The 25,386-nt window shown below is 53.6% G+C and carries 25 protein-coding genes; 7 read left to right on the plus strand and 18 right to left on the minus strand.

Features of this window, described 5'->3' with window-relative positions:
* Positions 1–37 precede the first annotated feature (37 nt).
* Positions 38–478 carry a PTS sugar transporter subunit IIA gene (locus H7R76_RS20200; protein WP_182929455.1) on the plus strand — a complete coding sequence of 147 codons (441 nt, stop codon included), beginning with the start codon at positions 38–40 and terminating at the stop codon, positions 476–478.
* A 63-nt stretch (positions 479–541) separates the two neighbouring features.
* Positions 542–1,771: a polysaccharide deacetylase family protein gene (locus tag H7R76_RS20205; protein ID WP_106925485.1), complete on the plus strand. Its 1,230-nt coding sequence runs from the start codon at positions 542–544 to the stop codon at positions 1,769–1,771.
* Positions 1,772–1,806: 35 nt separating this feature from the next.
* Here the strand turns inward: H7R76_RS20205 and panD are convergent, their stop codons facing one another.
* Positions 1,807–2,187, minus strand: a complete 381-nt coding sequence (gene panD, locus H7R76_RS20210; protein WP_035891933.1) for an aspartate 1-decarboxylase — start codon at positions 2,185–2,187, stop codon at positions 1,807–1,809.
* 81 nt (positions 2,188–2,268) lie between these two features.
* Here panD and H7R76_RS20215 point away from each other — a divergent pair, with 81 nt between their 5' ends.
* Positions 2,269–2,760, plus strand: coding sequence for an Rpn family recombination-promoting nuclease/putative transposase (locus tag H7R76_RS20215; protein WP_286187655.1), 492 nt, complete (start codon positions 2,269–2,271; stop codon positions 2,758–2,760).
* Between the two features lie 26 nt (positions 2,761–2,786).
* Here the strand turns inward: H7R76_RS20215 and panC are convergent, their stop codons facing one another.
* From panC to serB, 11 genes are all read right to left on the minus strand, one after another.
* On the minus strand, positions 2,787–3,638 hold the full coding sequence (panC, locus tag H7R76_RS20220) for a pantoate--beta-alanine ligase (RefSeq protein WP_106925489.1): 852 nt from the start codon (positions 3,636–3,638) through the stop codon (positions 2,787–2,789).
* Between the two features lie 230 nt (positions 3,639–3,868).
* Positions 3,869–4,660, minus strand: coding sequence for a 3-methyl-2-oxobutanoate hydroxymethyltransferase (gene panB, locus H7R76_RS20225; RefSeq protein ID WP_182930667.1), 792 nt, complete (start codon positions 4,658–4,660; stop codon positions 3,869–3,871).
* Between the two features lie 116 nt (positions 4,661–4,776).
* The gene (locus tag H7R76_RS20230) at positions 4,777–6,015 is read right to left on the minus strand and encodes a fimbrial protein (protein ID WP_182966271.1); all 1,239 of its coding nucleotides are present in this window, start codon (positions 6,013–6,015) and stop codon (positions 4,777–4,779) included.
* A 220-nt stretch (positions 6,016–6,235) separates the two neighbouring features.
* Positions 6,236–6,835 carry a fimbrial protein gene (locus H7R76_RS20235; RefSeq protein ID WP_182966273.1) on the minus strand — a complete coding sequence of 200 codons (600 nt, stop codon included), beginning with the start codon at positions 6,833–6,835 and terminating at the stop codon, positions 6,236–6,238.
* A 199-nt stretch (positions 6,836–7,034) separates the two neighbouring features.
* Positions 7,035–8,155 (minus strand): IS3-like element ISSen4 family transposase gene (locus H7R76_RS20240; protein WP_096147877.1). Its coding sequence is split into 2 segments (ribosomal slippage): positions 7,035–7,897 and positions 7,897–8,155, totalling 1,122 coding nucleotides; the frame shifts between segments, so codons are not numbered across the junction.
* A gap of 68 nt (positions 8,156–8,223) precedes the next feature.
* Positions 8,224–8,904 carry a hypothetical protein gene (locus H7R76_RS20245; protein ID WP_182966275.1) on the minus strand — a complete coding sequence of 227 codons (681 nt, stop codon included), beginning with the start codon at positions 8,902–8,904 and terminating at the stop codon, positions 8,224–8,226.
* A gap of 37 nt (positions 8,905–8,941) precedes the next feature.
* Positions 8,942–9,604 carry an ABC transporter ATP-binding protein gene (locus tag H7R76_RS20250; protein ID WP_182929507.1) on the minus strand — a complete coding sequence of 221 codons (663 nt, stop codon included), beginning with the start codon at positions 9,602–9,604 and terminating at the stop codon, positions 8,942–8,944.
* Positions 9,601–10,377 carry an ABC transporter permease gene (locus H7R76_RS20255; RefSeq protein WP_182966277.1) on the minus strand — a complete coding sequence of 259 codons (777 nt, stop codon included), beginning with the start codon at positions 10,375–10,377 and terminating at the stop codon, positions 9,601–9,603. The genes H7R76_RS20250 and H7R76_RS20255 overlap by 4 nt, the downstream gene beginning before the upstream one ends.
* A gap of 472 nt (positions 10,378–10,849) precedes the next feature.
* Positions 10,850–12,076 carry a multifunctional transcriptional regulator/nicotinamide-nucleotide adenylyltransferase/ribosylnicotinamide kinase NadR gene (nadR, locus tag H7R76_RS20260; RefSeq protein ID WP_106925226.1) on the minus strand — a complete coding sequence of 409 codons (1,227 nt, stop codon included), beginning with the start codon at positions 12,074–12,076 and terminating at the stop codon, positions 10,850–10,852.
* 119 nt (positions 12,077–12,195) lie between these two features.
* On the minus strand, positions 12,196–13,578 hold the full coding sequence (gene radA, locus H7R76_RS20265) for a DNA repair protein RadA (protein ID WP_106925225.1): 1,383 nt from the start codon (positions 13,576–13,578) through the stop codon (positions 12,196–12,198).
* 10 nt (positions 13,579–13,588) lie between these two features.
* Positions 13,589–14,560, minus strand: a complete 972-nt coding sequence (serB, locus tag H7R76_RS20270; RefSeq protein ID WP_106925224.1) for a phosphoserine phosphatase — start codon at positions 14,558–14,560, stop codon at positions 13,589–13,591.
* Between the two features lie 104 nt (positions 14,561–14,664).
* Between serB and H7R76_RS20275 the strand changes: the two genes are divergently transcribed.
* Positions 14,665–15,297: a YtjB family periplasmic protein gene (locus H7R76_RS20275; RefSeq protein ID WP_146145700.1), complete on the plus strand. Its 633-nt coding sequence runs from the start codon at positions 14,665–14,667 to the stop codon at positions 15,295–15,297.
* 18 nt (positions 15,298–15,315) lie between these two features.
* Positions 15,316–16,332 carry a lipoate--protein ligase gene (gene lplA / locus H7R76_RS20280; protein ID WP_182966279.1) on the plus strand — a complete coding sequence of 339 codons (1,017 nt, stop codon included), beginning with the start codon at positions 15,316–15,318 and terminating at the stop codon, positions 16,330–16,332.
* 88 nt (positions 16,333–16,420) lie between these two features.
* On the opposite strand, the gene H7R76_RS20285 is transcribed toward lplA, so the two are convergent.
* The 5 genes from H7R76_RS20285 to deoC form a co-directional block, all read right to left on the minus strand.
* A complete protein-coding gene (locus H7R76_RS20285) occupies positions 16,421–16,912 on the minus strand; it encodes an REP-associated tyrosine transposase (RefSeq protein WP_182966281.1) in 492 nt (163 codons plus the stop codon).
* Positions 16,913–17,096: 184 nt separating this feature from the next.
* Complete coding sequence (deoD, locus tag H7R76_RS20290) at positions 17,097–17,816, minus strand: purine-nucleoside phosphorylase (RefSeq protein ID WP_000224864.1); 720 nt, start codon at positions 17,814–17,816, stop codon at positions 17,097–17,099.
* 103 nt (positions 17,817–17,919) lie between these two features.
* Positions 17,920–19,143: a phosphopentomutase gene (gene deoB / locus H7R76_RS20295; protein WP_106925222.1), complete on the minus strand. Its 1,224-nt coding sequence runs from the start codon at positions 19,141–19,143 to the stop codon at positions 17,920–17,922.
* Positions 19,144–19,195: 52 nt separating this feature from the next.
* On the minus strand, positions 19,196–20,518 hold the full coding sequence (gene deoA, locus H7R76_RS20300) for a thymidine phosphorylase (RefSeq protein WP_106925221.1): 1,323 nt from the start codon (positions 20,516–20,518) through the stop codon (positions 19,196–19,198).
* Between the two features lie 114 nt (positions 20,519–20,632).
* Positions 20,633–21,412, minus strand: coding sequence for a deoxyribose-phosphate aldolase (gene deoC, locus H7R76_RS20305; protein WP_035894562.1), 780 nt, complete (start codon positions 21,410–21,412; stop codon positions 20,633–20,635).
* 258 nt (positions 21,413–21,670) lie between these two features.
* Between deoC and H7R76_RS20310 the strand changes: the two genes are divergently transcribed.
* Together H7R76_RS20310 and H7R76_RS20315 are read left to right on the plus strand one after the other, a co-directional pair.
* Positions 21,671–23,221, plus strand: a complete 1,551-nt coding sequence (locus tag H7R76_RS20310; protein WP_182966283.1) for a YjjI family glycine radical enzyme — start codon at positions 21,671–21,673, stop codon at positions 23,219–23,221.
* Positions 23,193–24,056 (plus strand): YjjW family glycine radical enzyme activase, encoded by an 864-nt coding sequence (locus H7R76_RS20315; protein WP_182929513.1) that lies wholly within the window; start codon positions 23,193–23,195, stop codon positions 24,054–24,056. The genes H7R76_RS20310 and H7R76_RS20315 overlap by 29 nt, the downstream gene beginning before the upstream one ends.
* Here the strand turns inward: H7R76_RS20315 and H7R76_RS20320 are convergent.
* Positions 24,051–25,328 carry a NupC/NupG family nucleoside CNT transporter gene (locus H7R76_RS20320; RefSeq protein ID WP_106925218.1) on the minus strand — a complete coding sequence of 426 codons (1,278 nt, stop codon included), beginning with the start codon at positions 25,326–25,328 and terminating at the stop codon, positions 24,051–24,053. The two genes, H7R76_RS20315 and H7R76_RS20320, sit on opposite strands and share 6 nt — an antisense overlap.
* Positions 25,329–25,386: the final 58 nt, after the last annotated feature.

The following is a 25,386-nucleotide window of genomic DNA, read 5'->3' on the forward strand; positions in this document are numbered from 1 at the left end:
ACTCCGCTAAACTACTTGCCTGCTAAGGAGGCAAGCTATGTTAGGTTGGGTGATATCCTGCCACGACGATCGCGCACAGGAACTGCTGGATCGTCTGGAAAAAAAATTCGGGCCGCTGCCGCAGTGCCGGGCGGTAAACTACTGGCGTGGGCTCAGCGCCAATATGCTAAGCCGCATGATGTGCGATGCGCTGCATCAAACCGACTCCGGCGACGGCGTCATTTTTCTGACCGATAACGCCGGCGCGGCGCCTTATCGCGTGGCCTCGCTGATGAGCCATAAGCACAGCGGCTGCGAGGTGATTGCCGGTGTTCACTACTCATTGATTGAGTCGATGATTCCCCTGCGGGAATCCCTCAGCAGCGGCGACTTTCGCGATCGCATCGTTGCCCAAGGGTCGCCCGGCGTCACCAGCCTGTGGCATCAGCAGCAAAAAAATCCGCCCTTTGTGCTGCTCCACGATTTGTATAAGCCGTAAGCATTGGTATTGATGTCGCTTTTGTTACAATAATGAAGTCGGTTCCCGCTTCGGTTATTGCTCATGGCTATACGTGCTGTTGTTTTTGTTCTGCTGTTCCTCGCCGGCGGCGTTAGCGCCGCATTACCCGTGCGCTATATGCAAACCACCGAGGATGCGGCGATTTGGGCGCGCATCGGTAATAAAACCATGACCGTTGGCAACCTGCGCGCCGGGCAAATTATTGCCGTTGAACCCGACGTCGAAGATTACGACACCTTCAGCTTTGGCTTCGGCAAGGGGTTTATCGATAAAGGCCATCTTGAACCGGTGCAGGGTCGTCAGCGGGTAGAGGATGGCTTAGGCGATCTGAATAAGCCGCTCAGCAACCAGAATCTGATCACCTGGAAAGATACGCCGGTGTACAACGCGCCGGACGCGGGCAGCGCGCCGTTTGGGACGCTGGCGGATAACCTGCGCTACCCGATTCTTAACAAGCTAAAAGACCGGCTGAATCAGACCTGGTATCAGATTCGTATCGGCGGGCGGTTGGCTTACATCAGCGCGCTGGACGCTCAGCCGGATAACGGCATTCCGGTGATCACTTACCACCATATCCTGCGTGACGAAGAAAACACCCGCTTCCGCCATACCTCTACCACCACGTCGGTACGGGCATTCAGTAACCAGATGACCTGGCTGCGCGATATGGGCTACACCACGCTGACGCTCTATCAACTGGAAGATTATCTCCACAACCGCGCTAATCTGCCGGCGCGCGCGGTGGCGATTACTTTTGATGACGGTCTGAAGTCGGTCAGCCGCTATGCCTACCCGGTGCTCAAGCAGTACGGCTTTAAGGCGACGGCGTTTATTATCTCGTCGCGCATCAAGCGTCACCCGCAGAAGTGGGCGCCGAAATCGCTGCAGTTTATGAGCGTGTCCGAGCTGGAAGAAATTAAAGATGTCTTTGATTTTCAGTCACACACCCACTTCCTGCATCGCGTGGATGGCTATCGACGTCCGATTCTGCTGAGCCGAAGCTATCACAATATTCTTTTTGATTTCGAGCGTTCCCGACGGGCGCTCGCGCAGTTTAATCCGCACGTACTGTATCTTTCCTACCCGTTCGGCGGCTATAACGCCACGGCGGTGAAAGCCGCAAGCGACGCCGGTTTTCATTTGGCAGTGACGACGGTGAAAGGCAAGGTGAAACCGGGTGACAACCCAATGCTGCTCAAAAGACTTTATATTTTGCGCACGGATTCGCTGGAGACGATGTCGCGGCTTATCAGCAATCAGCCGCAGGGATAAGCTGGCGCTCCGCGGGCGCGGAACGCCAGAGAGGATCAGGCAACCTGAACCGGAATCGCTTTGGCGGTACGTTTCATTTCGTTGTCGCCTTCAAAGTAGGCGACGTTCGGACGCCAGGTGCGCGCTTCTTCGTCAGACATGGTGACAAAGCTAGCGATAATCACAATATCGCCCACGTCGGCGTTATGCGCTGCCGCGCCGTTAACAGAGATGATTTTAGAGCCGCGCTCCGCCGCAATGGCGTAGGTGGAAAAACGTTTACCGTTGTTCACGTTCCAGATATCAATGGCTTCGTTTTCCAGGATACCGGCAGCGTCAAGGAAGTCCTGGTCGATGGCGCAGGAGCCTTCGTAGTGCAGGTCGGCATGCGTCACTTTCACGCGGTGGAGTTTGCCCTGCAGCATAGTGCGAATCATAGCGTCTACCTTTAATTCTTAGCGGAAACAAAGCAGTTCACGACTGCCTTGAGGAATTTCGCAGGCAGTATTGCCCGATTTTTGTTGGGTGTCTACACATCTGGTGTTGTTTCTTCATACAGTTTGCGTAATGCCTGGCAGAAAGGTTTGCAACGATTGCAACACCGGCGGGTCGCGATCCTTGAACTGCTGCAAAAGCACATTCGGCAGCGAGATTTAATGGGGTTGTTGGAGCCGCTGATAACGCTTTTGCGCGCGGAGTACACTACCGACAGCCAGCTAGTCACGCTGCTAAACTATATGTTGCAACGCGGTACGACACATCAACCAACCGTATTTTTCAGGGAGCTGACGAACAGGATGCCTAAGGAGAAAACGATGCAGACGCTCGCACAATGGCTTGAAGAGCAGGGGATGCAAAAGGGCGTGGCGCAGGGCACGCGCGAAGGCCAATCAGAAGAACGCCGTATTATTGCCCGCCGTTTGCTGAAAAAGGGGATGGCGCACGAGGACGTCGCGCTGATGACAACGTTATCGCTCGTTGAGGTTGAGCAGCTAATTGACTGGCGCTAACCCGGGTCAGCGCCAGTGCAGACCGCTTAGCTTAGCTCAACAATTTTGTTATCGATAAGCCGCGCCTGGCCCAGCCACGCGGCCATCAGGATCACCGCGCGTTTGCTGCTGTCGGTCAGGTCGAGCAGGGTGTCGGCATCGCGAATCTGGATATCATCGGCGCGGAAGCCTTTTTCGTTCAGCTCCTGCTCGGCGATAGCAATCATCTCGCCCTGGTCACGTTCACCGGCTTTCAGCTTCTCGGCTACGCGGCTCAATACCTTGTACAGACCCGGCGCAATTTTCCGCTGCTCCGCGGTCAGGTAACCGTTGCGTGAGCTCAGCGCCAGACCATCTTTGGCGCGGATGATCGGCACGCCGACGATCTCAATGTCGTAGCCGAGATCGGCCACCATTTTGCGAATCAGCGCCAGCTGCTGGAAGTCTTTCTCACCAAAGCAGGCGAGATCCGGCTGGATCAGGTTGAACAGTTTGCTGACGATGGTCGACACGCCGCGGAAATGGCCCGGGCGGCTGGCGCCTTCCAGCATGGTGGAGAGACCGGGGACATCAACAAAGGTCTGGCCTTCCAGGCCCTGCGGGTAAATTTCTTTTTCTGACGGAGCAAACACGAAGTCGACTTTGCGCTTATTCAGCTTTTCGCAGTCATCCTGCAGGGTGCGTGGATAGCGGGCTAAATCTTCCGGGCGGTCGAACTGCATTGGGTTAACGAAAATACTCACCACCACCACATCGGCACGGGCTTTGGCCTCGTCAACCAGCGTCATATGACCGTCGTGCAGGTTGCCCATGGTCGGGACCAACGCGACGCGTTTGCCTTCCTGACGCAGACGGCGAATGTGCTGACGTAGCAGCGGCAGGGTTTCAATAATTAACACAACAAGACTCCTTAAGTTCTGAGGGTCTGTAGTTTGTAGGCCTGATAAGCGTAGCGCCATCAGGCGTTTTGCCGGATGGCGACGCAAAGCGTCTTATCCGGCCTACATTCTACAACCGCACGCGTAGCGCCGCCTGATGGCGCTACGCTTATCAGGCCTACGTGTGCAGCTGTAGGCCGGAGAAGGTGCGTAGCGCCGTCATCCGGCGTAATGGCGTGCAGGCAGATAAATTAATGGAAACTGTGTTCTTCACCCGGATAAACACCGGACTCCACTTCGGCAATATACTGCCGTACTGCGGCACGCATGTCGCCCGCTTCGGTAAGGAAATTTTTGGCAAACTTTGGAATATGGCCGCCGGTAATACCAAAGGCGTCGTGCATCACCAGGATCTGCCCGTCGGTGACGTTACCTGCGCCAATCCCGATAACCGGAATTGACAGCGCCTCCGTCACGCGTTTTGCCAGCGCAACCGGCACGCACTCCAGCACCAGCAGCTGTATGCCCGCGGCTTCCAGCGCCAGCGCATCTGCCAGCAGCACGTCTCCGGCATCGCCACGCCCCTGAATCTTATAGCCGCCAAACACATTCACCGACTGCGGGGTTAACCCCAGATGCCCGCAGACCGGCACCGCGCGCTCGGCCAGCATTTTGACGGTATCGGCAAGCCATGCGCCGCCTTCAATTTTGATCATATTGGCGCCGGCACGCATGACCGTAGCGGCATTTTCGAAGGTTTGCTCCGGCGTGGCGTAAGCCATAAACGGCAGGTCAGACAGCAGCAGGCAGTTCGGCGCGCCGCGACGGACGGCGCGGGTGTGGTAAGCGATATCTTCAACGGTCACAGGCAGGGTGGAATCATGACCCTGAACGGTCATCCCCAGGGAGTCGCCAACCAGCATCACGTTAATGCCTTCGTCAGCGAACAGTTTGGCAAAACTGTAGTCGTAGGCGGTGATGGTGGCGAAGCGTTTCTTTTCCTGTTTGCATTTCTGCAGCAAGGCGATGGTGGTTGGTTTCATCATAACCCCTGTTGGTCATAAATTGTATGAATGCAATGCGCGCATTGTAGGGGAAGAGAGGACGGAACGTTAGCCCTTTGTGGGCATATCCATCCTGATGGCGCTTTCGGGCGTCATCAGGGATAGTCGAGCGTAAAAATACCGTTGGCTTTGAAGTTGCCTGAGCCAATTTTCTGATTGCCGTCGCGTTTGAGCGTGGCCAGAAAGTTGAGCGTCAGCGACTGGTTTTTCCCGTTTTCGCTGGTGCCGTAGATATTGTCGTCGCCCGACGTATCGCGCTGCTCGCTATAGACTGAGGTGGTGTCGTTAGGCAGCAGTACCATCTGCGGGCTATAGCCGTTGGCGACGCCGCTGATCTCCACGCCGACGCCGGTGGCCTGGTTCATGGTCAGGATGTTGTCGAGCATCGTGCGGTTGCTGGCGGGCGTAGTGGTGGTCAGCGTGACGTTAATATTGCGCAGGCCGCGGCAGCCGGCGAGATTAATGGCAAACGGCACCGCGGCGGCGCCGCGAATAATCTGGTTTGGGCTGTAGCTGCCCAGGTTAACGGTGGTGCCGTTGACGCTGCTGCCGCTGGCAACCGGCTGCGTGGTGCAGGTCGGCTCGCTGGCGCTGACGGCGCTGACATCAATTGTGACGTTTTGATAATAACTTTTGATACCGCTGCCGGGGTTTTCGTTCCAGATGCGCACGTGATAGTCGCCATTTTTCAGCAGGCTAATCTTCGAACTGACCGGCGTATAGGTTTGGTCGGTATAGAAGGTGATGGCCGCGTAGAACCCAAGCCCGCCCAGGCTGTTGTATTGCATACCGCCGCTGCTGGTGTCGGAACAGATGTGGCCGTTATCTTTTACCGTAATCACGTTGTGCATGATCCCGTCCACGACGGGCAGCGTTGAGGCGGTCACGCTGAGGGCATAAGCGCTGAACGATCGCAACGTGAGCGAGAAGTAGAGGCCGGTAATATTGGTTTTGAATAACGCCGCGCCGCCGTAGCTGCCGGCGGGCACCAGCCCGGACTCGACGGATAAGCGGTTGCTGGTGGCCGCGCCCGTCGAGGTACAGTACAGGCGGTCTTTGCCGCTGGACGAGCCGTGGGAGCCGTTCCAGTTGATGGTGACGTTGGCGGGGGCCAGCGTGTCGCTGCGGCTGAAGTAGACGGTTCGCCCGCTGGGGTAAGAGAGCGTGTTCGTACCGTCGCCAACCGGCCCGCCGTCCGAAGCGTAGGCGGTGCCGCCCAGCACGAACGTTTGCGTCGCGGCCTGCGCGCTGGCAGAGCACAGCAGCATTATGAGTGCCGCGCGTAAAGCGGCCATCAGGCGGTGGTAAAACGGTACGCCAGGGCTCCTTCCCATCGTTATATCCTTGCTTGTTCACGATAACGCTATTATCCGTAATAGCTTTCTCTTCCCTCAGTAGTGGGCTTGAGATTTTTCTTATAATGACACAACAAGGTCCGCGGCGTTCGAGCACTTTGTCGCTAAATATGTCACCTGTGTATTTTTGTAATGCAGGTGAGCGGGGGAGATACTGCATTGAACATGTCCCCCGGCGGCAGGCCGCCGGGGGAGGTCATCAGGGGTAATCAAGGGTAAAGATAGCGTTGGCCTTAAAGTTACCAGCGCCGATTTTTTGATTGCTGTCGCGCTTAAGCGTGGCGAGGAAGTTCAGAGTATGGGTTTGCACCTTGCCGTTTTCACTGCTGCCGTAGATATTGTCATCGCTGGAGGTGTCGCGCTGGTCGTTATACACCGAGCTACTCTCGTTCGGAATGATCAGCGTTTCCGTGCTGTAGCTATTGGCCGCGCCGCGAATTTCCAGCCCCACGCCGGTGGCGTGGTTAAGGGTGAGAATATTGCCGAGCAGGGTGGCATCGGTTGCCATGGTGGTGGACGCGAGCGTGACGTTAATATTGCGCAGCCCCTTACAGCCCGCCAGCTTGATGGAGAACGGCACGGCGGTTGCGCCGTTAATAATGTCGTTTGGACTGTAGCTGCCTAAATTAACGGTGGTTCCGCTGACGCTGCTGCCGCTGGCGACCGGTTGGGTGGTACAGGTGGGTTCGGCGACGGTGACCTTGCTGATATCAAAAGTGACGTTATCGTAATAACCTTTAATCGCCGCCCCGGGATTTTCATTCCAGATACGTACGTGATAATTGCCGCTTTTTTGCAAATTGATGGTTGCACTGCTCGGTGTGTAAGTTTGATCGGTATAAAAGCTGATGGCTACATAAAAACCTAATCCTCCTACGGTAGAATACGTTGGAGTCCCTGTAAAATCAGTTGTTTTGCAGTTGGATTGAGCTTTGTCTTTTAATGAAAGATAATTATGCATTATCCCACTGACCTGCCCCCACGATTAGATACAACACTCAGTTAGTAACGTCGGAATCTTCATTCTCAGAATGACCCTTTCTCCAGCCCGCTGCAAATTCAGACGGTGTCTGATAATTCAGCGTGGAGTGCGGGCGGCATTCGTTATAATCCTGCCGCCAGTCATTAATAATTTTCCTGGCATGAACGATATCGCTGAACCAGTGCTCATTCAAACATTCATCGCGAAATCGTCCGTTAAAGCTCTCAATAAATCCGTTCTGCGTTGGCTTGCCCGGCTGGATTAAGCGCAACTCAACACCATGCTCAAAGGCCCATTGATCCAGTGCACGGCAAGTGAACTCCGGCCCCTGGTCAGTTCTTATCGTCGCCGGATAGCCTCGAAACAGTGCAATGCTGTCCAGAATACGCGTGACCTGAACGCCTGAAATCCCAAAGGCAACAGTGACCGTCAGGCATTCCTTTGTGAAATCATCGACGCAGGTAAGACACTTGATCCTGCGACCGGTGGAAAGTGCGTCCATGACGAAATCCATCGACCAGGTCAGATTGGGCGCCGCCGGACGGAGCAGCGGCAGACGTTCTGTTGCCAGCCCTTTACGACGTCTTCTGCGTTTTACGCCCAGGCCACTGAGGTGATAAAGCCGGTACACGCGCTTATGATTAACATGAAGCCCTTCACGGCGCAGCAACTGCCAAATACGACGGTAGCCAAAACGCCTGCGCTCCAGTGCCAGCTCAGTGATGCGCCCTGATAAATGCGCATCAGCAGCCGGACGGTGAGCCTCATAGCGGCAGGTCGACAGGGATAAACCTGTAAGCCTGCAGGCACGACGTTGCGACAGACCGGTCGCATCACACATCAACATCACGGCTTCCCGCTTCTGGTCTGTCGTCAGTACTTTCGCCCAAGAGCCACCTGAAGCGCCTCTTTATCCAGCATGGCTTCGGCAAGCAGCTTCTTGAGTCTGGCGTTCTCTTCCTCAAGCGACTTCAGGCGCTTAACTTCAGGCACCTCCATACCGCCATACTTCTTACGCCAGATGTAAAACGTGGCATCGGAAATGGCATGCTTGCGGCAGAGTTCACGGGCGGGTACCCCAGCTTCGGCTTCGCGGAGAATACTGATGATCTGTTCGTCGGAAAAACGCTTCTTCATGGGGATGTCCTCATGTGGCTTATGAAGACATTACTAACATCGGGGTGTACTAATCAACGGGGAGCAGGTCAATTCTCATGTCTCGGCAGACCACAATTTGCAATCCGACAATCAAGAAAACCAATGCTAATAATCAGCTTTCTTAAAACTTTTAAATCAACTTCTTCAACATTTTTTTCTTGAGTATAATATGAATTAAGCAATTTAATGTAAAAGTCTTTTAAATCTTTTTTCTCAACATAGCCTTTTAAATGTGGTATCTTATATTTAGAAATTATCTTGTTAATTTGATGTATATCTGATCTTGACTGAAGTATATCGCTAACAATATATTTCTCATTTTTCAATGATGTACTAAAATACCTAACCCGTCCATTATAATGCCCCTTATAGAAATGAATCTTTTTATAAGAAATAATTCCATGCTGAAGATAGAAAATTGGAGCCCATCCTTTTGATAATGGTGTTTTTTTGAAAGAAGGGAATACATCCATATAACCATCATTAAGCATCAAATAGTCTGCCTTAAAAAACAATCTTCGATGCATTAAACTATTTTTTAATATTATATTTCTCTTAAATAGAGATAGCGACTCTATATCGATGTTATCCCGCTCATAAATATAAAAAGTATTTTTATATCCATGTTCGATTCTATGTTTGAAGTAAGCGAATCCATTATCCCTAGCCTGTAACCCGCCCTTTTCACTAATCAAAATTAGAAGATCATCTTTCTTAGACATATCCATAAAAGCACCAATCCATTTAGATATAAAAAGCAAAATATCAACTCTGAAATTTATTATATTCTTTCAAAGCATCATCTACAGAACTAAAAAAATGGCATTCTGACTTGGCATCAAAAAGAACTGCAACATCACAATAATCTTTTAATATTGTTGGACTATGTGCAACCATTAGAAATGATGATTCCTTATGCTTTTGAGAAAAAACCTCCTTACATTTACGCTTAAATCTTTCATCCCCAACGGCTATGACTTCATCTACAAGGTAATAATCGAATTTGAATGCCATGCTTAAACCAAACCCTAGCCGTGAACGCATCCCATTGGAATATGTTTTAATGGGCATATCAAAATAATGCCCCAACTCTGCAAACTCCTCGACATAATCGACTTTTTCTTTCAATTCACTCTTCTTAGAATAAAGACGAGAAACAAATTTCACATTTTCGCGCCCTGTAAGACTACCCTGGAACCCCCCGGCTAATCCGACAGGCCAAGAAATTGTTCTATCAGTTATTATTCGCCCACTATCGGGGCGATCTATACCACCAATCATCCGTAATAGAGTTGATTTCCCAGCACCATTCCGCCCAATAATTGCAACACTTTTTCCGGAAGGGATGGTTACATTTAAATTATTAAACACAAAATGTCTCCCTTTAGGCGTTTTATATGTTTTAGTTAAACCTTCTATTTTTATCATGAAGTTAACATTGCCTTCTCTCTAAAGTGATATACTGTCAAACCCAGTGTAATAATAGCCAAGGAAATAAAAGATAAATATTGAATACTAGCTCCCTCACTCAAATAGCCTACACAAACAGCCTCTCGGCTAAGTTCTACAACATGAACAATTGGATTCCATAAAATATAAGGCCAATATTCTTTTGGAATAGAGTGTAAAGGAAACATAATACATGAAATAAAATAAAGCGGTTTAACCACTATAGGCAGGAATTTTTCCGTTTCAGGAAATGCATTCCCAATAACCATGAATACCATACCAATTCCACATGAGAAAACAAACAACAGCATCCATGTCATAACCAAACTAACAAGACCATTTATCTCCATATCTTCACCAAGGAAACCAAGAATAAACATGAGTATGGCGTAAACAAATATATAAATTGCAGTTTCTAGTATAGCCCTAGCTAAGATAGTATCTATAGGTTTTACAGGTCTGTAATTGAATAATCCTTGGTTTGCTTCAATAGAATTAACACAACGAGACGTAATATTACTAAAAATAAAATATGGAATTATTCCGTTTATAAGAAAAACAGGGAATGAAATATCAGGCATTGTACGATGCATAACAAAACCAAATATTCCAACAAGTACCATCAAATGCGCCGCAGGCTCCAACACCGCCCACAGATACCCAAGCCGATACTTCCCAAAGCGGGTTTTGATTTCCCTCATAAACAGTGCTTTGATAACCGCCTGTTGTACTTCTAAGCCACTTCTCGCCATACAACCCCTGTCCATAACTTTATTTTTGGCACGCTACCGCCCATGGCTCATAGCTACCAGCTCGCTAATCGAGAACGACTTATATCCTGGGGAAATGTTTAATGGGGGGAGGCCACAAATATATTAAATACTTGCTTATTTATTTCAGCTATTCCTGAGGCCCGAAACATCACTCCATTGAACATTTCAGAAGGCACTTATGCCTTGCTATATTGTACTCAATATCAGATTGTTTCGTAGCCCATCAGGTTTAATTAAATTAAAAGTACATTTTAAAATAAATAATTTTTGATAGGATATTATCAGAATGGATATATAATCCATATTGAAGATGGTTGTTTCATTATTTATTAATATCAAAAATAACTATAGATAATAAAACAAAAATAATTTATATAAATATGATATCAATAATAATAAAAATACAGATGTGAAATAGAAAGGGCTTATCAACTGATAAGCCCTATGCTCGTTAGTCGCCCATCAGCTCCCGGACCAATTCCACGCAGCGCAGGAAGCGCGAATCATAATCCGCCTCTTCCACATGCACGAACTCGATATTGTTCTTCTTCAACATCGATACCAGCAGCGTCTGGAACTCTTTGCGGTCGACGGAGCTTCCCAGGCTACGCAGCCCATCCGCCACCCATGGCGTGTTGTTTTCCAGCAGGATGACGAGGTCAAAGCGATACTCATCAATCAGCGCCTGTACAAATGGGTGTTCACGGCCTTCGTACTTTTTGCAGAACGCCTGGGTGCTCACAAAATCGGTATCGATAAAAGCCACCTTGTTGGCATACTTTACTGCAAAATCAATATACTGTGCGTGGCCGAGGGCGATTTTGTCATAGTCGGAATACTGTAACGCCATTTCGTCGCCGCCCAGATGCGAGAACACATAATCGCGGCCATATTCCCATGCACTGGTGGTATTAAAGATATTCGCCAGCTTATTCACCAGCGTCGACTTACCGCTGGATTCACCGCCGAGAATCGCCACCGTGCGCACGAAGAACGGCTTCACTTCCGTTGGGATGTAATCCCAGTAGCGGAACGGGTTCTCACGAATCTGCGCGCCGCTGATATTCATAAACGTTCGTTTCGGGTCCACCAGCACCGTTTCAATTCCCAGGTGTTCCAGATACTGCGGCGCGTCGGACTCTTCAGAGGTGTAGATCCAGTTTGGCTGAATCCCCTTCTCTTCCATAAAGGTTTTCATGCCCGCACTCCACACATCCCAGCCATGCGGGTACGGTTCCATGCCCTCTTCATTGAAAGCATGAATACGAATGTTCTTCTGGTACTTAAAGGTCTGCAGCAGCCAGCGCAGGCGATCGGGCACGGTAGGCTGCTGCGACATCGCGCTGTCTTCAAACAACGCGCGGTCACGGGTATCGTCGTACCCCATGATGATATGCAGCTCATCCACCTGGCTACAGGCACGCTGAATCAGATAAATATGCCCCGTATGTAGCGGGTAGAATTTACCAAACACCACGCCGATATTTTTCTGCTGGCGCGGAAACTCCAGCCCGAGGAAACGGTGCAACGCTTCCAGCTTTTGCGCGCTGGGACTTTTAATTTTGGCGTTGAGAAGCTGGCTTAAATAGCCCTTGGTCATACCGCTGGCGTCTGCAACCTGCTGCAACGTACAGCCTTTTTGACGGATTGCGGTTTTAAGATAGTCGAACGACGACACAAGAGCCTCCTGCAAAATTGGGGTAAATCATCTACCCATTATACAAAAAACCCGGATGTACTCACGGTACTATCCGGGGAGAAAGAGACCGGCGTCGCAGCGCGCGCCGGAGTCGGTCACTATAGGTCGTCAAAGACGTTAAGCGCGTCGGAGAGTTTCTTCACGCCAAACACCTTCATCCCTTCCGGGACTTTTTTCGGTACGTTAGCGGCAGGAACAATAGCCCGGCGGAAGCCGTGCTTCGCCGCTTCAGAAATACGCTCCTGCCCGCTCGGCACGGGGCGAATCTCGCCGGCCAGGCCGACTTCGCCAAATACCACCAGATCCTGCGGCAGCGGCCTGTCGCGAAGGCTGGAGACCATCGCCAGCAGCAGCGCCAGGTCGGCGCTGGTTTCAGTGACCTTCACCCCGCCGACCACATTGACGAACACATCCTGATCCGCCATCTGCAGACCACCGTGGCGATGCAATACGGCCAGCAGGATCGCCAGACGGTTTTGCTCAAGGCCAACGGCCACTCGCCGTGGGTTACCCATCATCGAGTGATCCACCAGCGCCTGAATCTCAACCAGCAGCGGCCGCGTGCCTTCCCACACCACCATCACCGAACTGCCTGAAGTGACCTCATCGCCGCGGCTCAGGAAGATAGCGGAAGGGTTGCTCACTTCACGCAACCCCTGCTCGGTCATCGCAAAAACGCCCAGTTCGTTCACCGCACCAAAGCGGTTTTTGTGACTGCGCAGGGTACGGAAGCGCGAGTCGGCATCGCCGTCGAGCAGTACCGAACAGTCGATGCAGTGCTCCAGCACTTTTGGCCCCGCCAGCGATCCGTCTTTGGTGACGTGCCCCACCATGACGATAGCCACGCCGCGCGTCTTAGCAAAGCGCGTCAGATAAGCGGCGGTTTCGCGCACCTGCGCTACGCTGCCCGGCGACGACTGGATATCCGCCATATGCATCACCTGGATGGAATCAATAACCATCAGCTTCGGCTGCTCTTCTTCGGCAATCTGGCAAATCTGCTCAATGCTGGTTTCCGAGAGCATATTCAGGTTAGCGGTCGGCAGGCCCAAACGGTGCGCACGCATCGCCACCTGCTGCAACGACTCTTCGCCGGTGACGTATAGGGTTTTCATCTGCTCTGCCAGCTTGCACAGCGTTTGCAGCAGCAGCGTCGATTTCCCCGCCCCCGGGTTACCGCCAATCAGGATCGCACTGCCGGGCACCACGCCACCGCCCAGCACGCGGTCGAACTCTTTAAAGCCAGTCGAAAAACGCGGCAGCTCTTCCAGGCTGATATCCGACAGTTTCTGCACCTTAGCCACGCCAGCATTACCGGCATAGCCGCTCAGGCGCTCGTTACGTGCGACCGTGGGAGAAGCGGCTACGCGCACTTCGGTGATGGTATTCCACGCATGGCAGGCGCTGCATTGCCCCTGCCAGCGCGGGTAGTCCGCACCGCACTCATTACAAACAAATGCGCGTTTAGGAGCTTTCGCCACGTTAACCTCTTTATTTCTGATTCATGCTGCCGGAGAGAATGCAGAACACCCCCATTAAATCGGCATGACGGATAGTGACTTCCGTCTGTTCATTCACTTTCGGTTTGGCATGATACGCAATCCCCAGACCGGCTTTCTTGATCATCGGCAGGTCGTTGGCGCCGTCGCCGATAGCCACGGTTTGCGCATGCGGAATTTCATATTTTTCAGCCAGCTGCAGCAGCGTTTTCGCCTTGTATTGCGCATCGACGATATCACCGACCACTTCACCGGTCAGCTTGCCGTCGCGAATGCCCAGCTCGTTGGCCACCGCGGCGGTCAGACGCAGCTTGTCGCGCAGATATTCCGCGAAGAAGGTAAAGCCGCCGGAGGCAATCGCCACCTTCCAGCCCAGCGTTTCCAGCTTCAGCACCAACTGCGTCAGCCCCGGCATTAACGGCAGCGTATCGCGCACCTGGCGCAGAATATCAGCGTCCGCATCTTTCAGCGTTGCTACCCGCTGACGCAGGCTGGCGCTAAAGTCGAGTTCACCGCGCATTGCACGTTCCGTCACTTCAGAAACCAGTTCGCCGGTGCCTGCCAGCTTGGCGATTTCATCAATACACTCGATCTGAATGGCCGTAGAGTCCATATCCATCACCAGCAGGCCCGGCGTACGCAGATGCGGAATTTTGCCCAGCGGAGCAACATCAAGCCCGGCGTCGTGCGCCAGACGCGTCGCCCGCGGCGTTAATGACCCTGCCAGACGAATGACCTGGTAATCTTCCACGCACCAGGCGGCAACAATCACCATCGCTGCGCCCAGCTTGCGCTGGTAGGTCGTCAGACGTTCTTTATTCAGGCCGCGGCCGTACAGCAGCCAGCCGCTACGGCCAGCATGGTAATCCAGCGGCATCACTTCATCACCGCTGAGCGAAAGCGGCAACCCAGGCCACAAGGAGACATCTTCAGGCAGGTCGCACCAGGTCAAACTGTTTGGCATTACAGCTCCAATCTTCTTTATTAAGCCCAGGAAAATAACGCATGAGGCTACCTTGTAACCAGCGCTTCTGGCAACATTAAGCTGTAAATTTTCAAAGGTGGAATATGGTTCGCGCAAAACTAAAATTTCGGCTGCATCGTACGGTCATTGTCCTGATCTGTCTCGCGCTGCTTGTCGCGCTGATGCAGGGGGCCTCCTGGTTCAGCCAGCAAAGCCAGAAACAACGAAACCCACAGCTTGAAGAGTTGGCAAGAACGCTGGCATATCAGGTGTCGCTGAACCTCGCGCCAATGATGAAAACCGAAACGCCAGACGAGAAAAAGATTGGCCAACTGCTGAAACAGCTCACCGCCAAAAGCCGCATCCTGGACGCTGGCGTCTATGATGAAGAGGGCAACCTTATCGCCCGCGCCGGCGAGCAGGTAGCGCTTCGCGATCGGCTAGCGCTGGACGGTAAAAAAGCCGGGGGGTATTTTAACCAGCAGATTGTCGAGCCAATCAACGGCAAAAACGGCCCGCTCGGCTATCTGCGCCTGACGCTCGATACCCATACCATCGCCACGGAATCCCGCCAGGTGGATAACACCACCAATATTTTACGCCTGATGTTGCTGCTGTCGCTGGCCATTGGCGTGGTGCTGGCCCGCACGCTGCTGCGCGGCAAACGCACCCGCTGGCAGCAGTCACCGTTCCTGTTAACCGCGAACAAGCCGGTACAGGACGAAGATAAAGACTAAACAGAAAAGGAAATCGCCATGACAACGCTGCGCCTGCTGCTTTCAGACTCTCACGACCCGTGGTTTAACCTTGCGGTAGAAGAGTGTATTTTCCGTCAGATGCCTGCCACCCAGCGGGTGCTGTTCCTCTGGCGCAACGCGGACACGGTCGTGATTGGCCGCGCGCAAAACCCGTGGAAAGAGTGCAACACCCGCCGCATGGAAGAAGATAACGTCCGGCTGGCACGACGCAGCAGCGGCGGCGGCGCGGTGTTCCACGATCTCGGCAACACCTGCTTTACCTTTATGGCGGGCAAACCGGAGTACGATAAAACGATCTCAACCGCTATCGTGCTTGAAGCGCTGAATTCACTCGGTGTGACCGCAGAGGCCTCCGGGCGTAACGATCTGATCGTCAAAACCGAGGAAGGCGAGCGCAAAGTGTCCGGCTCCGCGTACCGCGAGACCAAGGACCGTGGTTTTCACCACGGCACGCTGCTGCTGAATGCCGATCTAAGCCGATTGGCAAACTATCTGAATCCGGATAAGAAAAAGCTACAGGCGAAAGGTATTACTTCCGTGCGCGGCCGCGTCGCTAACCTGGTGGAACTGCTGCCTGACGTGACTCACGAGCAGATTTGTACCGCCGTAACCGAGGCCTTTTTCCGTCACTATGGCGAACGCGTAGACGCCGAGATTATCTCCCCGGACAAAGCGCCGGATCTGCCGAATTTTGCCGAAACCTTTGCCCGCCAGAGCAGCTGGGAGTGGAACTTTGGTCAGGCGCCGGCCTTCTCGCATCTGCTGGACGAGCGTTTCACCTGGGGCGGCGTTGAACTGCATTTCGACGTTGAAAAAGGCGTGATTACCCGCACCCAGATCTTCACCGATAGCCTCAACCCCGCGCCGCTGGAAGCACTGGCAGAGCGGCTACAGGGCTGCCAGTATCGCGCCGATGTTTTACAGCAAACTTGTGAAGCGCTGGTTGCGGAATATCCGGATCAGGAAAGCGAGCTTCGTGAGCTGGCGGTGTGGGTCGCAGGGGCCGTGCGCTAAGCGACTGATGCCGAATAGCCGGATGGCGGCTACGCCTTATCCGGCCTACAACAGACTGTAGGCCCGGTAAGCACAGCGCCACCGGGCATTAACAGCGTTCTCCGGTCTCAAGATCCATCAACTCCCCGGCCCAATCGACCGGGTAAACGCCCTCGCGAACATGTCGATGAAAGGTCGAAAACGGCCAATCCTGAACACGCGATACCCAACCGTGTTTTATCAGGTTGATGTAGATGTAATCGATATGGCGGCGATAATCACGCTCGTCGCGTATCGTATGCTCCCAGAATCGCGGCTGCCACACGGTTTGGTGTAGCAATGATTGAGTGAATCGCTTTTTAATTTCACGCCAGCGAGAAGAAAAATCACAGTCATTCGCGGGAAGCGTCCAGATGCAGTGAAGATGCTCGGGGAGAATGACCCAGGCATCGATATAAAAGGGTTTAATGCGCTTAACCACACGAACTGCGCCACGGAGTTCAGCAATATTCCTGATTAAAAGATCGCTTTGCCTGTCTTTGAGATTTACGGTGAAAAACCATGTTCCACCGTTGATGTAATGGCGGCGATAGTTCGACATTTTGTTTTTCCTTTAACAAAATTCGACCTTATCGGGTTAGTTGCAGATGGCAAGATTGGGAGAGAGTTTTGAGAAGGAAGCTCGCAATATATGCGGCGAATTGCCGGATGGCGGCTGCGCCTTATCCGGCCTACAACAGACTGTAGGCCCGGTAAGCAAAGCGCCACCGGGCACACAAACAACGTTACTCTTTATCGCCCAGCAGAACGGATTCCAGCGCGATTTTGATCATGTCGTTGAAGGTCGTCTGACGTTCAGCGGCAGTAGTCTGCTCGTGAGTACGGATATGGTCGGACACGGTGCAGATGGTCAGCGCTTTCGCACCAAATTCTGCGGCTACGCCGTAGATGCCCGCCGCTTCCATTTCCACGCCCAGCACGCCGTATTTTTCCATGACGTCGAACATTTCGCCGTCCGGAGAATAGAACAGATCGGCAGAGAACAGGTTACCCACGCGCGCGTCTACGCCCAGCGCTTTTGCCGCATCAACAGCGTTACGCACCATGTCGAAGTCAGCGATAGCGGCGAAATCATGATCTTTAAAGCGGATACGGTTAACTTTGGAGTCGGTGCAGGCACCCATACCAATAACCACGTCACGCAGTTTGACGTCCATACGCACGGCACCGCAGGAGCCTACGCGAATGATTTTCTTCACGCCGAAATCGGTGATCAGCTCTTTGGTGTAGATGGAGCAGGACGGAATCCCCATACCGTGACCCATCACGGAGATCTTACGGCCTTTGTAGGTACCGGTGAAACCTAACATGCCGCGAACGTTGTTCACTTCACGGACATCTTCGAGGAAAGTTTCAGCAATGTGCTTCGCACGCAGCGGGTCGCCCGGCATCAGCACAACATCAGCGAAATCGCCCATTTCAGCGTTAATATGTGGGGTTGCCATCGTTTTATCCTTATTTAAATTGTCAGCGCCTGATGGCGGCTACGCCTTATCAGGCCTACAAAAAACGTAGGCCCGGTAAGCGAAGCGCCACCGGGCAATTGCATCACAGCATGTTTTTACCGTAAGCCATCGGCGACGTACCAAAGTACGTTGCCAGCGTCTGGCCGATATCCGCGAAGGTTTCACGGTGGCCCAGCGAACCCGGTTTCACTTTCGGGCCGTACACCAGCACCGGAATGTGTTCACGGGTGTGGTCGGTACCGGTCCAGCTCGGGTCACAGCCGTGGTCAGCGGTGAGGATCAGAATGTCATCTTCACCGACCAGTTCCATCAGCTCAGGCAGACGGCGGTCGAACAGCTCCAGACCTGCGGCATAACCGGCGATATCGCGACGGTGACCCCAGGAAGAGTCGAAGTCCACGAAGTTGGTGAAGACAATCGTCTCATCACCCGCTTCTTTCATCTCTTTGATGGTGGCATCAAACAGCGCATCCAGGCCGGTGGCTTTCACTTTTTTGGTGATACCGCAGTTCGCATAGATATCCGCAATCTTACCGACGGAAACTACGTGACCGTGTTTTTCATCAACCAGTTTCTGCAATACGGTCGGTGCCGGCGGTTCAACGGCCAGATCGTGGCGGTTACCGGTACGCTGGAAGTTACCCGCTTTATCACCGATAAACGGACGCGCGATAACGCGGCCAATGTTGTAACCACCTTCGGTCAGCTCTTCACGGGCGATTTCGCACAGCTCGTAAAGTTTATCCAGGCCAAAGGTCTCTTCATGGCAGGCGATCTGGAATACGGAGTCCGCAGAGGTATAGAAAATCGGCTTGCCGGTTTTCATATGCTCTTCGCCCAGTTGATCCAGAATCACGGTACCGGAAGAGTGGCAATTACCGAGGTAACCCGGCAGGTTGGCACGTTTTACCAGTTTATCCAGCAGTTCCTGCGGAAAGCTGTTTTCGTGGTCGCTGAAGTAGCCCCAGTCGAACAGAACCGGCACACCGGCGATTTCCCAGTGGCCTGACGGCGTATCTTTACCGGAAGAGAGCTCATGCGCCCAACCATAGGCGCCAATGACCTCGGCGTTGCCGTCCATACCCGCGGCAATTTTGCCGGTAGAACCTTCATGCGCTTTCACCAGCCCCAGACGGGTAAGGTTAGGCAAATTCAGCGGGCCTTTACGGCCGTGGTCAGCCTCGCCTTTGGCACAGGCTTCTGCAATGTGGCCCATCGTGTCGGCGCCAACATCACCAAAGCGGTCAGCATCTTCCGTTGCACCAATCCCAAAGGAGTCCAGCACCATAATAAATGCACGTTTCATCTTGTTCTCCATACATCTTGCGCTGTAAAAAAGCGATCAGATCAGTATATCGTTATTCAGTGATACGACGATAGACTGTCGGTGTAATTTCTGGGGCTTTATCGTCCAGTTTAATTGCCGCTTTGACGGCTTTCGCCGCATCCTGCCAGCTGGCCTCATCTTTGGCGTGGATCACCGCCAGTGGGCGCTGCCCGTCGACGCTATCGCCCAAACGGGCCATGTCGGTAAAGCCGACGCTGTAATCAATAGTGTCCGACGCCTGACGACGACCACCGCCCATCGACACGACGGCCATACCCAGTGCACGGGTGTCCATCGCGCTCACGAAACCTTCGGTATCAGCATAGACCGCTTTACTGAGCATCGCCGTTGGCAGATATTTCGCATAGTTTTCAACGAAATCAGTCGGCCCCTTCTGCGCGGCAACCATGCGACCGAAGATCTCAGCCGCCTTACCGTTATCCAGTACCGCCTGCAGTTTGGCGCGCGCTTCAGCGTCATCTTTCGCCAGACGACCGGAGATCAGCATCTCAACGCACAGCGCCATCGTGACATCTAACAGGCGAGGGTTGCGGTATTCCCCCGTCAGGAACTGCACCGCTTCACGTACTTCAACAGCGTTACCTGCGCTGGACGCCAGCACCTGGTTCATGTCGGTCAGCAGTGCGGTGGTTTTCACACCCGCGCCGTTGGCCACGCCAACAATGGCTTCCGCCAGTGCAGCAGAGAGTTCGTAGGTCGGCATAAATGCGCCGCTGCCCACTTTCACATCCATCACCAGCGCATCCAGCCCTTCTGCCAGCTTTTTGGCGAGGATAGACGCGGTGATCAACGGAATAGAGTCCACCGTCGCGGTAATGTCGCGGGTAGCGTAAAAACGTTTATCCGCCGGTGCGAGCGAGCTGGTTTGCCCAATAATCGCCACACCCACGTCTTTAATAATTTCGCGGAAGCGGTTGTCATCCGGGAAGATGTCGAAACCCGGAATCGCCTCCAGCTTGTCGAGCGTTCCGCCGGTATGACCAAGGCCACGACCCGAAATCATCGGAATGTAGCCGCCGCAGGCAGCAACCATCGGGCCAAGCATCAGAGAGGTAACGTCACCGACGCCGCCGGTAGAGTGCTTGTCAACAATCGGGCCGTTGAGGTTCAGGCTCTTCCAGTCCAGGACAGTGCCTGAATCTCGCATCGCCATGGTCAATGAGACACGTTCTGGCATGCTCATATCATGGAAGAAAATGGTCATCGCCAGCGCGGCAATCTGCCCTTCAGAGATGGTGTTGTCGCGAATACCGTTGATAAAGAAACGAATCTCTTCATCACTCAGCGCCAGGCCATCACGTTTTTTGCGAATAATTTCTTGAGCGAGAAACAAGGTACCCTCCTTATTGTGGGCTGGATAAGCACGAAGCCCCCAGCACAGAACATCTCCGTTGTAGGCCTGATAAGGCGACAGCCGCCATCAGGCCTACACAGGACAATTCAGATTTTAATAGCTGCTAGCGCTCTTACCGTCGCCATGGCCCAGTGCTTTCAGCAGGCTGGCCAGCAGGGAAGAAGCACCGAAGCGGTAGTGACGGGAGTCAGCCCAATCCGCGCCGAACAGTTCGTCAGCAATAGACAGGAACAGCTGCGCGTCTTCCGCAGTACGCACACCGCCCGCCGGTTTGAAGCCCACGGTTTTCTGTACGCCCATGTCACGAATCACTTCCATCATGATGCGCGCACTTTCTGGCGTCGCGTTCACCGGCACTTTACCGGTAGAAGTTTTGATGAAATCTGCACCAGCTTTGATAGAAATTTCAGACGCTTTGCGAATCAGCGCTTCTTCTTTCAGCTCGCCGGTTTCGATGATCACTTTCAGCAGTACGTTTGCCGCAGCACACGCGTCTTTACAGGCTTTCACCAGATCAAAACCTACCTGCTCGTTACCGGCGATCAGCGCGCGGTACGGGAACACCACGTCAACTTCATCTGCGCCGTAGGCAATCGCCGCACGGGTTTCCGCCAGCGCAATCTCGATGTCGTCATTGCCGTGCGGGAAGTTGGTGACGGTTGCGATGCGGATATCCGGCGTCCCCTGCTCTTTCAGCGTTTTACGCGCAATTGGGATGAAACGCGGATAGATGCAAACTGCCGCAGTGTTACCCACCGGGGTTTTAGCCTGATGGCACAGCGCGATGACTTTCGCGTCGGTGTCATCTTCATTCAGGGTGGTTAAGTCCATTAACTGCAGCGCACGCAGGCTGCTTGCCTTTAAATCAGTCATTTTGCTCTCCGACGGCGTATTGCCGTTCAAATCGTTACCTTGCGGGTCTGTGATTATTGTAACACCGCCCCGCGCTCACACTTCGACATTCATCACACTTAGTGAAAACTTCGTACAAATTTGCATAACAACAACGCGATCAACTTCAAACTTTCAAGCCTCCGTGGGCAAATAAAGCGCCACTTCAGCCGATAGGATCAAAAGATAGCCTCATCGTTTTTCATACACTTCGCGCATCTCTCGTCTGAGGAACTGAAGATGCCCACTTCGCTCGATACACCGCTGCTGCAACACTGCCAGCAAATTGTGACAAGCTCCGTGTTATCCCCGGAACAAAAGCGTCATTTCCTGGCGCTGGAAGCCGAGAACGCTCTGCCGTACCCTGCGCTCCCCGAAGCGGCGCAGGCCGCGCTGGCTGAAGGCGTCATTTGCGATATGTTCGAAGGACATGCGCCGTATAAACCGCGCTATGTCTTACCGGACTATCAACGTTTTCTTGCCAACGGCTCCCAATGGCTCGAGCTGGAAGGCGCACAGGATCTGGATGACGCGCTCTCGCTGCTGACGATTCTTTATCATCACGTCCCTTCCGTGACCGCCATGCCGGTCTACCTGGGCCATCTTGATGCGCTGCTGTCGCCATATGTTAGAATTCTAACACAAGATGAAATCGATATTCGAATAAAACGTTTCTGGCGCTACCTGGATCGCACGCTGCCCGACGCATTCACCCACGTCAACATTGGCCCACACGATACGCCAATTACGCGCGCAATTTCACGCGCAGATGCCGAATTAAAGCAGGTTGCACCAAACCTGACCTTTATCTACGATCCGCAAATTACCCCTGACGATCTGCTGCTCCAGGTGGCACAAAATATTTGTGAGTGCAGTAAGCCGCATATCGCCAACGGCCCGGAAAATGATAAAATTTTCACAAACGGTCAATATGGCATCGTGAGTTGTTACAACTCGCTGCCGCTCGCCGGCGGCGGCAGCACGCTGGTGCGTCTGAATTTGCAGCAGGTTGCCCGACGCAGTGACTCCATCGATGACTTCTTTAACTGCACGCTGCCGCACTACTGTCAGCAGCAAATCGCCATCATTGATGCGCGCTGTCGCTTCCTCTACGAGCAATCCGGCTTCTTTGAGAATAGCTTCCTGGTCAATGAAGGGCTGATCGATCCCGCGCGCTTTGTGCCCATGTTCGGCATTTATTCGCTAGCAGAAGCGGTCAACGAGCTGTGTGAACGCAACGGCATTGACGGGCGCTACGGTAAGGATGAGCAAGCAAACACGCTCGCCTACCGCATCAGCGCCGCACTGGCGGAGTTCGTCGCGCAAACGCCGGTGCAGTACGGCTGGCAGCAGCGCGCGCTGCTGCACGCGCAGTCGGGGATAAGCTCAGACACCGGCACCACACCGGGTGCGCGTCTGCCATACGGCGACGAACCGGATCCGATTACCCATCTACTGACCGTTGCACCGCACCACCCGTACTACACGGCCGGCATCAGCGACATACTGACACTCGATGAGACGGTAAAACGTAACCCGCAGGCGGTGATGCAGCTATGCCTAGGGGCGTTTAACGCCGGTATGCGTGAATTCAGCGCCAACGTCAGCGGGAACGATCTGGTCCGCGTGACCGGCTACATGGTGCGCTTGTCCGATCTGGAGAAATACCGCGCAGAAGGCTCACGTACCAACACCACCTGGCTCGGTGAAGAAGCCGCACGTAATACCCGTATCCTGGAGCGTCAACCTCGTGTCGTCAGTCATGAACAGCAGATGCGCTTTAGTCAGTAAAATCATCCCGTTCTCCTGCGTTGACGGGCCAGGCAGCCGCCTGGCCCTGTTCCTGCAAGGGTGCAATCTGCGCTGTAAAAACTGCCATAACCCCTGGACCATGGGGCGCTGCAACGACTGCGGCGAATGCGTAGCGCAGTGCCCGCACCAGGCGCTGCGCATCGATGATGGCCGCGTAGCGTGGCAGCCCGACGCCTGCCAGCAGTGCGATACCTGTCTGCACATGTGCCCGCAGCAGGCGACGCCCATGGCGCAGTCAATGAGCGTGGAACAGGTCATTCAGCACATTAGCAAGGTCGCGCCGTTTATTGAGGGCATCACCGTCAGCGGCGGCGAAGCCACTACCCAACTGCCGTTTATCTGCGCGCTGTTCGCGCGCCTGAAGGCCATGCCCGGGCTTCGGCATCTGACCTGTCTTGTTGACAGCAACGGGGAACTGCCGATAAGCGGCTGGCAGAAGCTGCAACCGCTATGCGACGGCGTCATGGTCGATTTAAAAGCGTGGGACAATGCACGTCATGTCGCGCTGACCGGCCGAGGAAACGCGCGCATTAAGCAAAGCATACTCTGGCTGGCGCAGCACGGCATGCTCAGCGAACTGCGGCTGCTGGTGATTCCCGACCAGACGGATTATCGGCAAAACGCCGAGTCGCTCTGCGCATTTATTACCAGCCTTGGCGATGTGCCCGTTCGTTTGAACGCGTTTCACGCACACGGGGTTTATGGAGAGGCAAAAACGTGGCGCAGCGCCGGGCCACAGGATATTGAAGCCCTGAGCCAAGCGCTGCAGGCCGGAGGAATCACGAAGATTATCCCTCCGGCGCTTTACTTATAGTGCGAGGAACACGCCGGCAATCGTGGCGCTCATCAGGTTAGAAAGCGTGCCCGCAGCAACGGCCTTCAGCCCGAGCTGCGCAATCTCCGGACGACGTTTTGGCGCCATGCTGCCCAGCCCACCGATCAAAATCGCGATAGAAGACAGGTTGGCAAATCCGCACAGCGCAAAGGAGATAATCGCTTTGGTGTGGTTAGAAATCACCTGCAAACCAGCCGCGGCAACTTCCGCATCTGCTTTCAGGTATTCACCGAAGTTCATGTACGCCACGAACTCGTTAATCACCAGCTTCTGGCCGATAAACGACCCGGCCACCGTCGCTTCGCTCCACGGTACGCCAATCACCCACGCCAGCGGCGAGAAGACCCAGCCAAGGATCAGCTGCAGCGACAGCTCCGGATAGTTAAACCAGCCGCCCACGCCGGAAAGGATACCGTTCAGCAGCGCAATCAGCGCGATAAACGCCAGCAGCATTGCCCCCACGTTCAGCGCCAGCTGCATCCCGGATGCCGCACCAGAGGCCGCCGCGTCAAGCACGTTGCTCGGGGCATCCGTACCCTGCGCGTCCTGTTCCAGCGCAGGAGAATCATGCGGTGTTTCCGTTTCCGGAATGATGATTTTCGCGAACAGCAGGCCGCCCGGCGCCGCCATAAACGACGCTGCAATCAGGTACTCCAGCGGCACGCCCATCTGCGCATAGCCCGCCAGCACGGAACCGGCCACCGACGCCAGCCCGCCGCACATAACGGCGAACAGCTCGGAGCGCGTCATGGTAGCGATGTACGGACGTACCACCAGCGGTGCTTCCGTCTGACCAACAAAGATATTTGCGGTGGCGGAAAGCGATTCCGTACGCGACGTTTTCAGCACCTTACGCAGGCCGCCGCCCAGAATGCGGATGACAAACTGCATGATGCCAAGATAGTAAAGCACGGCGATCAGCGAAGAGAAGAAGACGATGACCGGCAGCACGCGCAGCGCAAAAATAAAGCCGCCGCCGCCGAATACTTCAAACATTTTATCGGATACCAGACCGCCGAAAAGGAAGCCGATCCCTTCGTTGCCGTAGGCGATAACGTTAGCCACGCCTTCAGACATCGCCAGCAGCACTTTTCGCCCGGCCGGTACATAGAGGATGAGCGCGCCGATGCCGACCTGGATAAGCCAGGCGCCAAACACGGTGCGCAGATTAATTGCTTTACGATTACTGGAAAGAAGTATGGCAATGGCGAGCAGCACCACCATGCCGATGAGTCCCATGAGGATTTGCATACAGAGTCCCTGTGTATTGAAAAATATAAATATTACGGCAAACCTACGGCGCCGATTA

It is taken from the genome of Klebsiella sp. WP8-S18-ESBL-06, assembly GCF_014169755.1.
GTDB classification, from domain to species: domain Bacteria; phylum Pseudomonadota; class Gammaproteobacteria; order Enterobacterales; family Enterobacteriaceae; genus Kluyvera; species Kluyvera ascorbata_B.

Coding starts and splice junctions, on each gene's coding strand:
- deoD (WP_000224864.1), bottom strand. CDS start 17,816: ATGGCAACCCCACATATTAACGCTGAAATGGGCGATTTCGCTGATGTT.
- H7R76_RS20200 (WP_182929455.1), top strand. CDS start 38: ATGTTAGGTTGGGTGATATCCTGCCACGACGATCGCGCACAGGAACTG.
- H7R76_RS20285 (WP_182966281.1), bottom strand. CDS start 16,912: ATGTCGAACTATCGCCGCCATTACATCAACGGTGGAACATGGTTTTTC.
- H7R76_RS20245 (WP_182966275.1), bottom strand. CDS start 8,904: ATGGATATGTCTAAGAAAGATGATCTTCTAATTTTGATTAGTGAAAAG.
- deoC (WP_035894562.1), bottom strand. CDS start 21,412: ATGACTGATTTAAAGGCAAGCAGCCTGCGTGCGCTGCAGTTAATGGAC.
- H7R76_RS20315 (WP_182929513.1), top strand. CDS start 23,193: ATGAACAGCAGATGCGCTTTAGTCAGTAAAATCATCCCGTTCTCCTGC.
- H7R76_RS20320 (WP_106925218.1), bottom strand. CDS start 25,328: ATGCAAATCCTCATGGGACTCATCGGCATGGTGGTGCTGCTCGCCATT.
- H7R76_RS20205 (WP_106925485.1), top strand. CDS start 542: ATGGCTATACGTGCTGTTGTTTTTGTTCTGCTGTTCCTCGCCGGCGGC.
- H7R76_RS20230 (WP_182966271.1), bottom strand. CDS start 6,015: ATGGGAAGGAGCCCTGGCGTACCGTTTTACCACCGCCTGATGGCCGCT.
- serB (WP_106925224.1), bottom strand. CDS start 14,560: ATGCCAAACAGTTTGACCTGGTGCGACCTGCCTGAAGATGTCTCCTTG.
- H7R76_RS20255 (WP_182966277.1), bottom strand. CDS start 10,377: ATGGCGAGAAGTGGCTTAGAAGTACAACAGGCGGTTATCAAAGCACTG.
- panB (WP_182930667.1), bottom strand. CDS start 4,660: ATGAAACCAACCACCATCGCCTTGCTGCAGAAATGCAAACAGGAAAAG.
- lplA (WP_182966279.1), top strand. CDS start 15,316: ATGACAACGCTGCGCCTGCTGCTTTCAGACTCTCACGACCCGTGGTTT.
- H7R76_RS20275 (WP_146145700.1), top strand. CDS start 14,665: ATGGTTCGCGCAAAACTAAAATTTCGGCTGCATCGTACGGTCATTGTC.
- H7R76_RS20310 (WP_182966283.1), top strand. CDS start 21,671: ATGCCCACTTCGCTCGATACACCGCTGCTGCAACACTGCCAGCAAATT.
- H7R76_RS20250 (WP_182929507.1), bottom strand. CDS start 9,604: ATGATAAAAATAGAAGGTTTAACTAAAACATATAAAACGCCTAAAGGG.
- panD (WP_035891933.1), bottom strand. CDS start 2,187: ATGATTCGCACTATGCTGCAGGGCAAACTCCACCGCGTGAAAGTGACG.
- deoB (WP_106925222.1), bottom strand. CDS start 19,143: ATGAAACGTGCATTTATTATGGTGCTGGACTCCTTTGGGATTGGTGCA.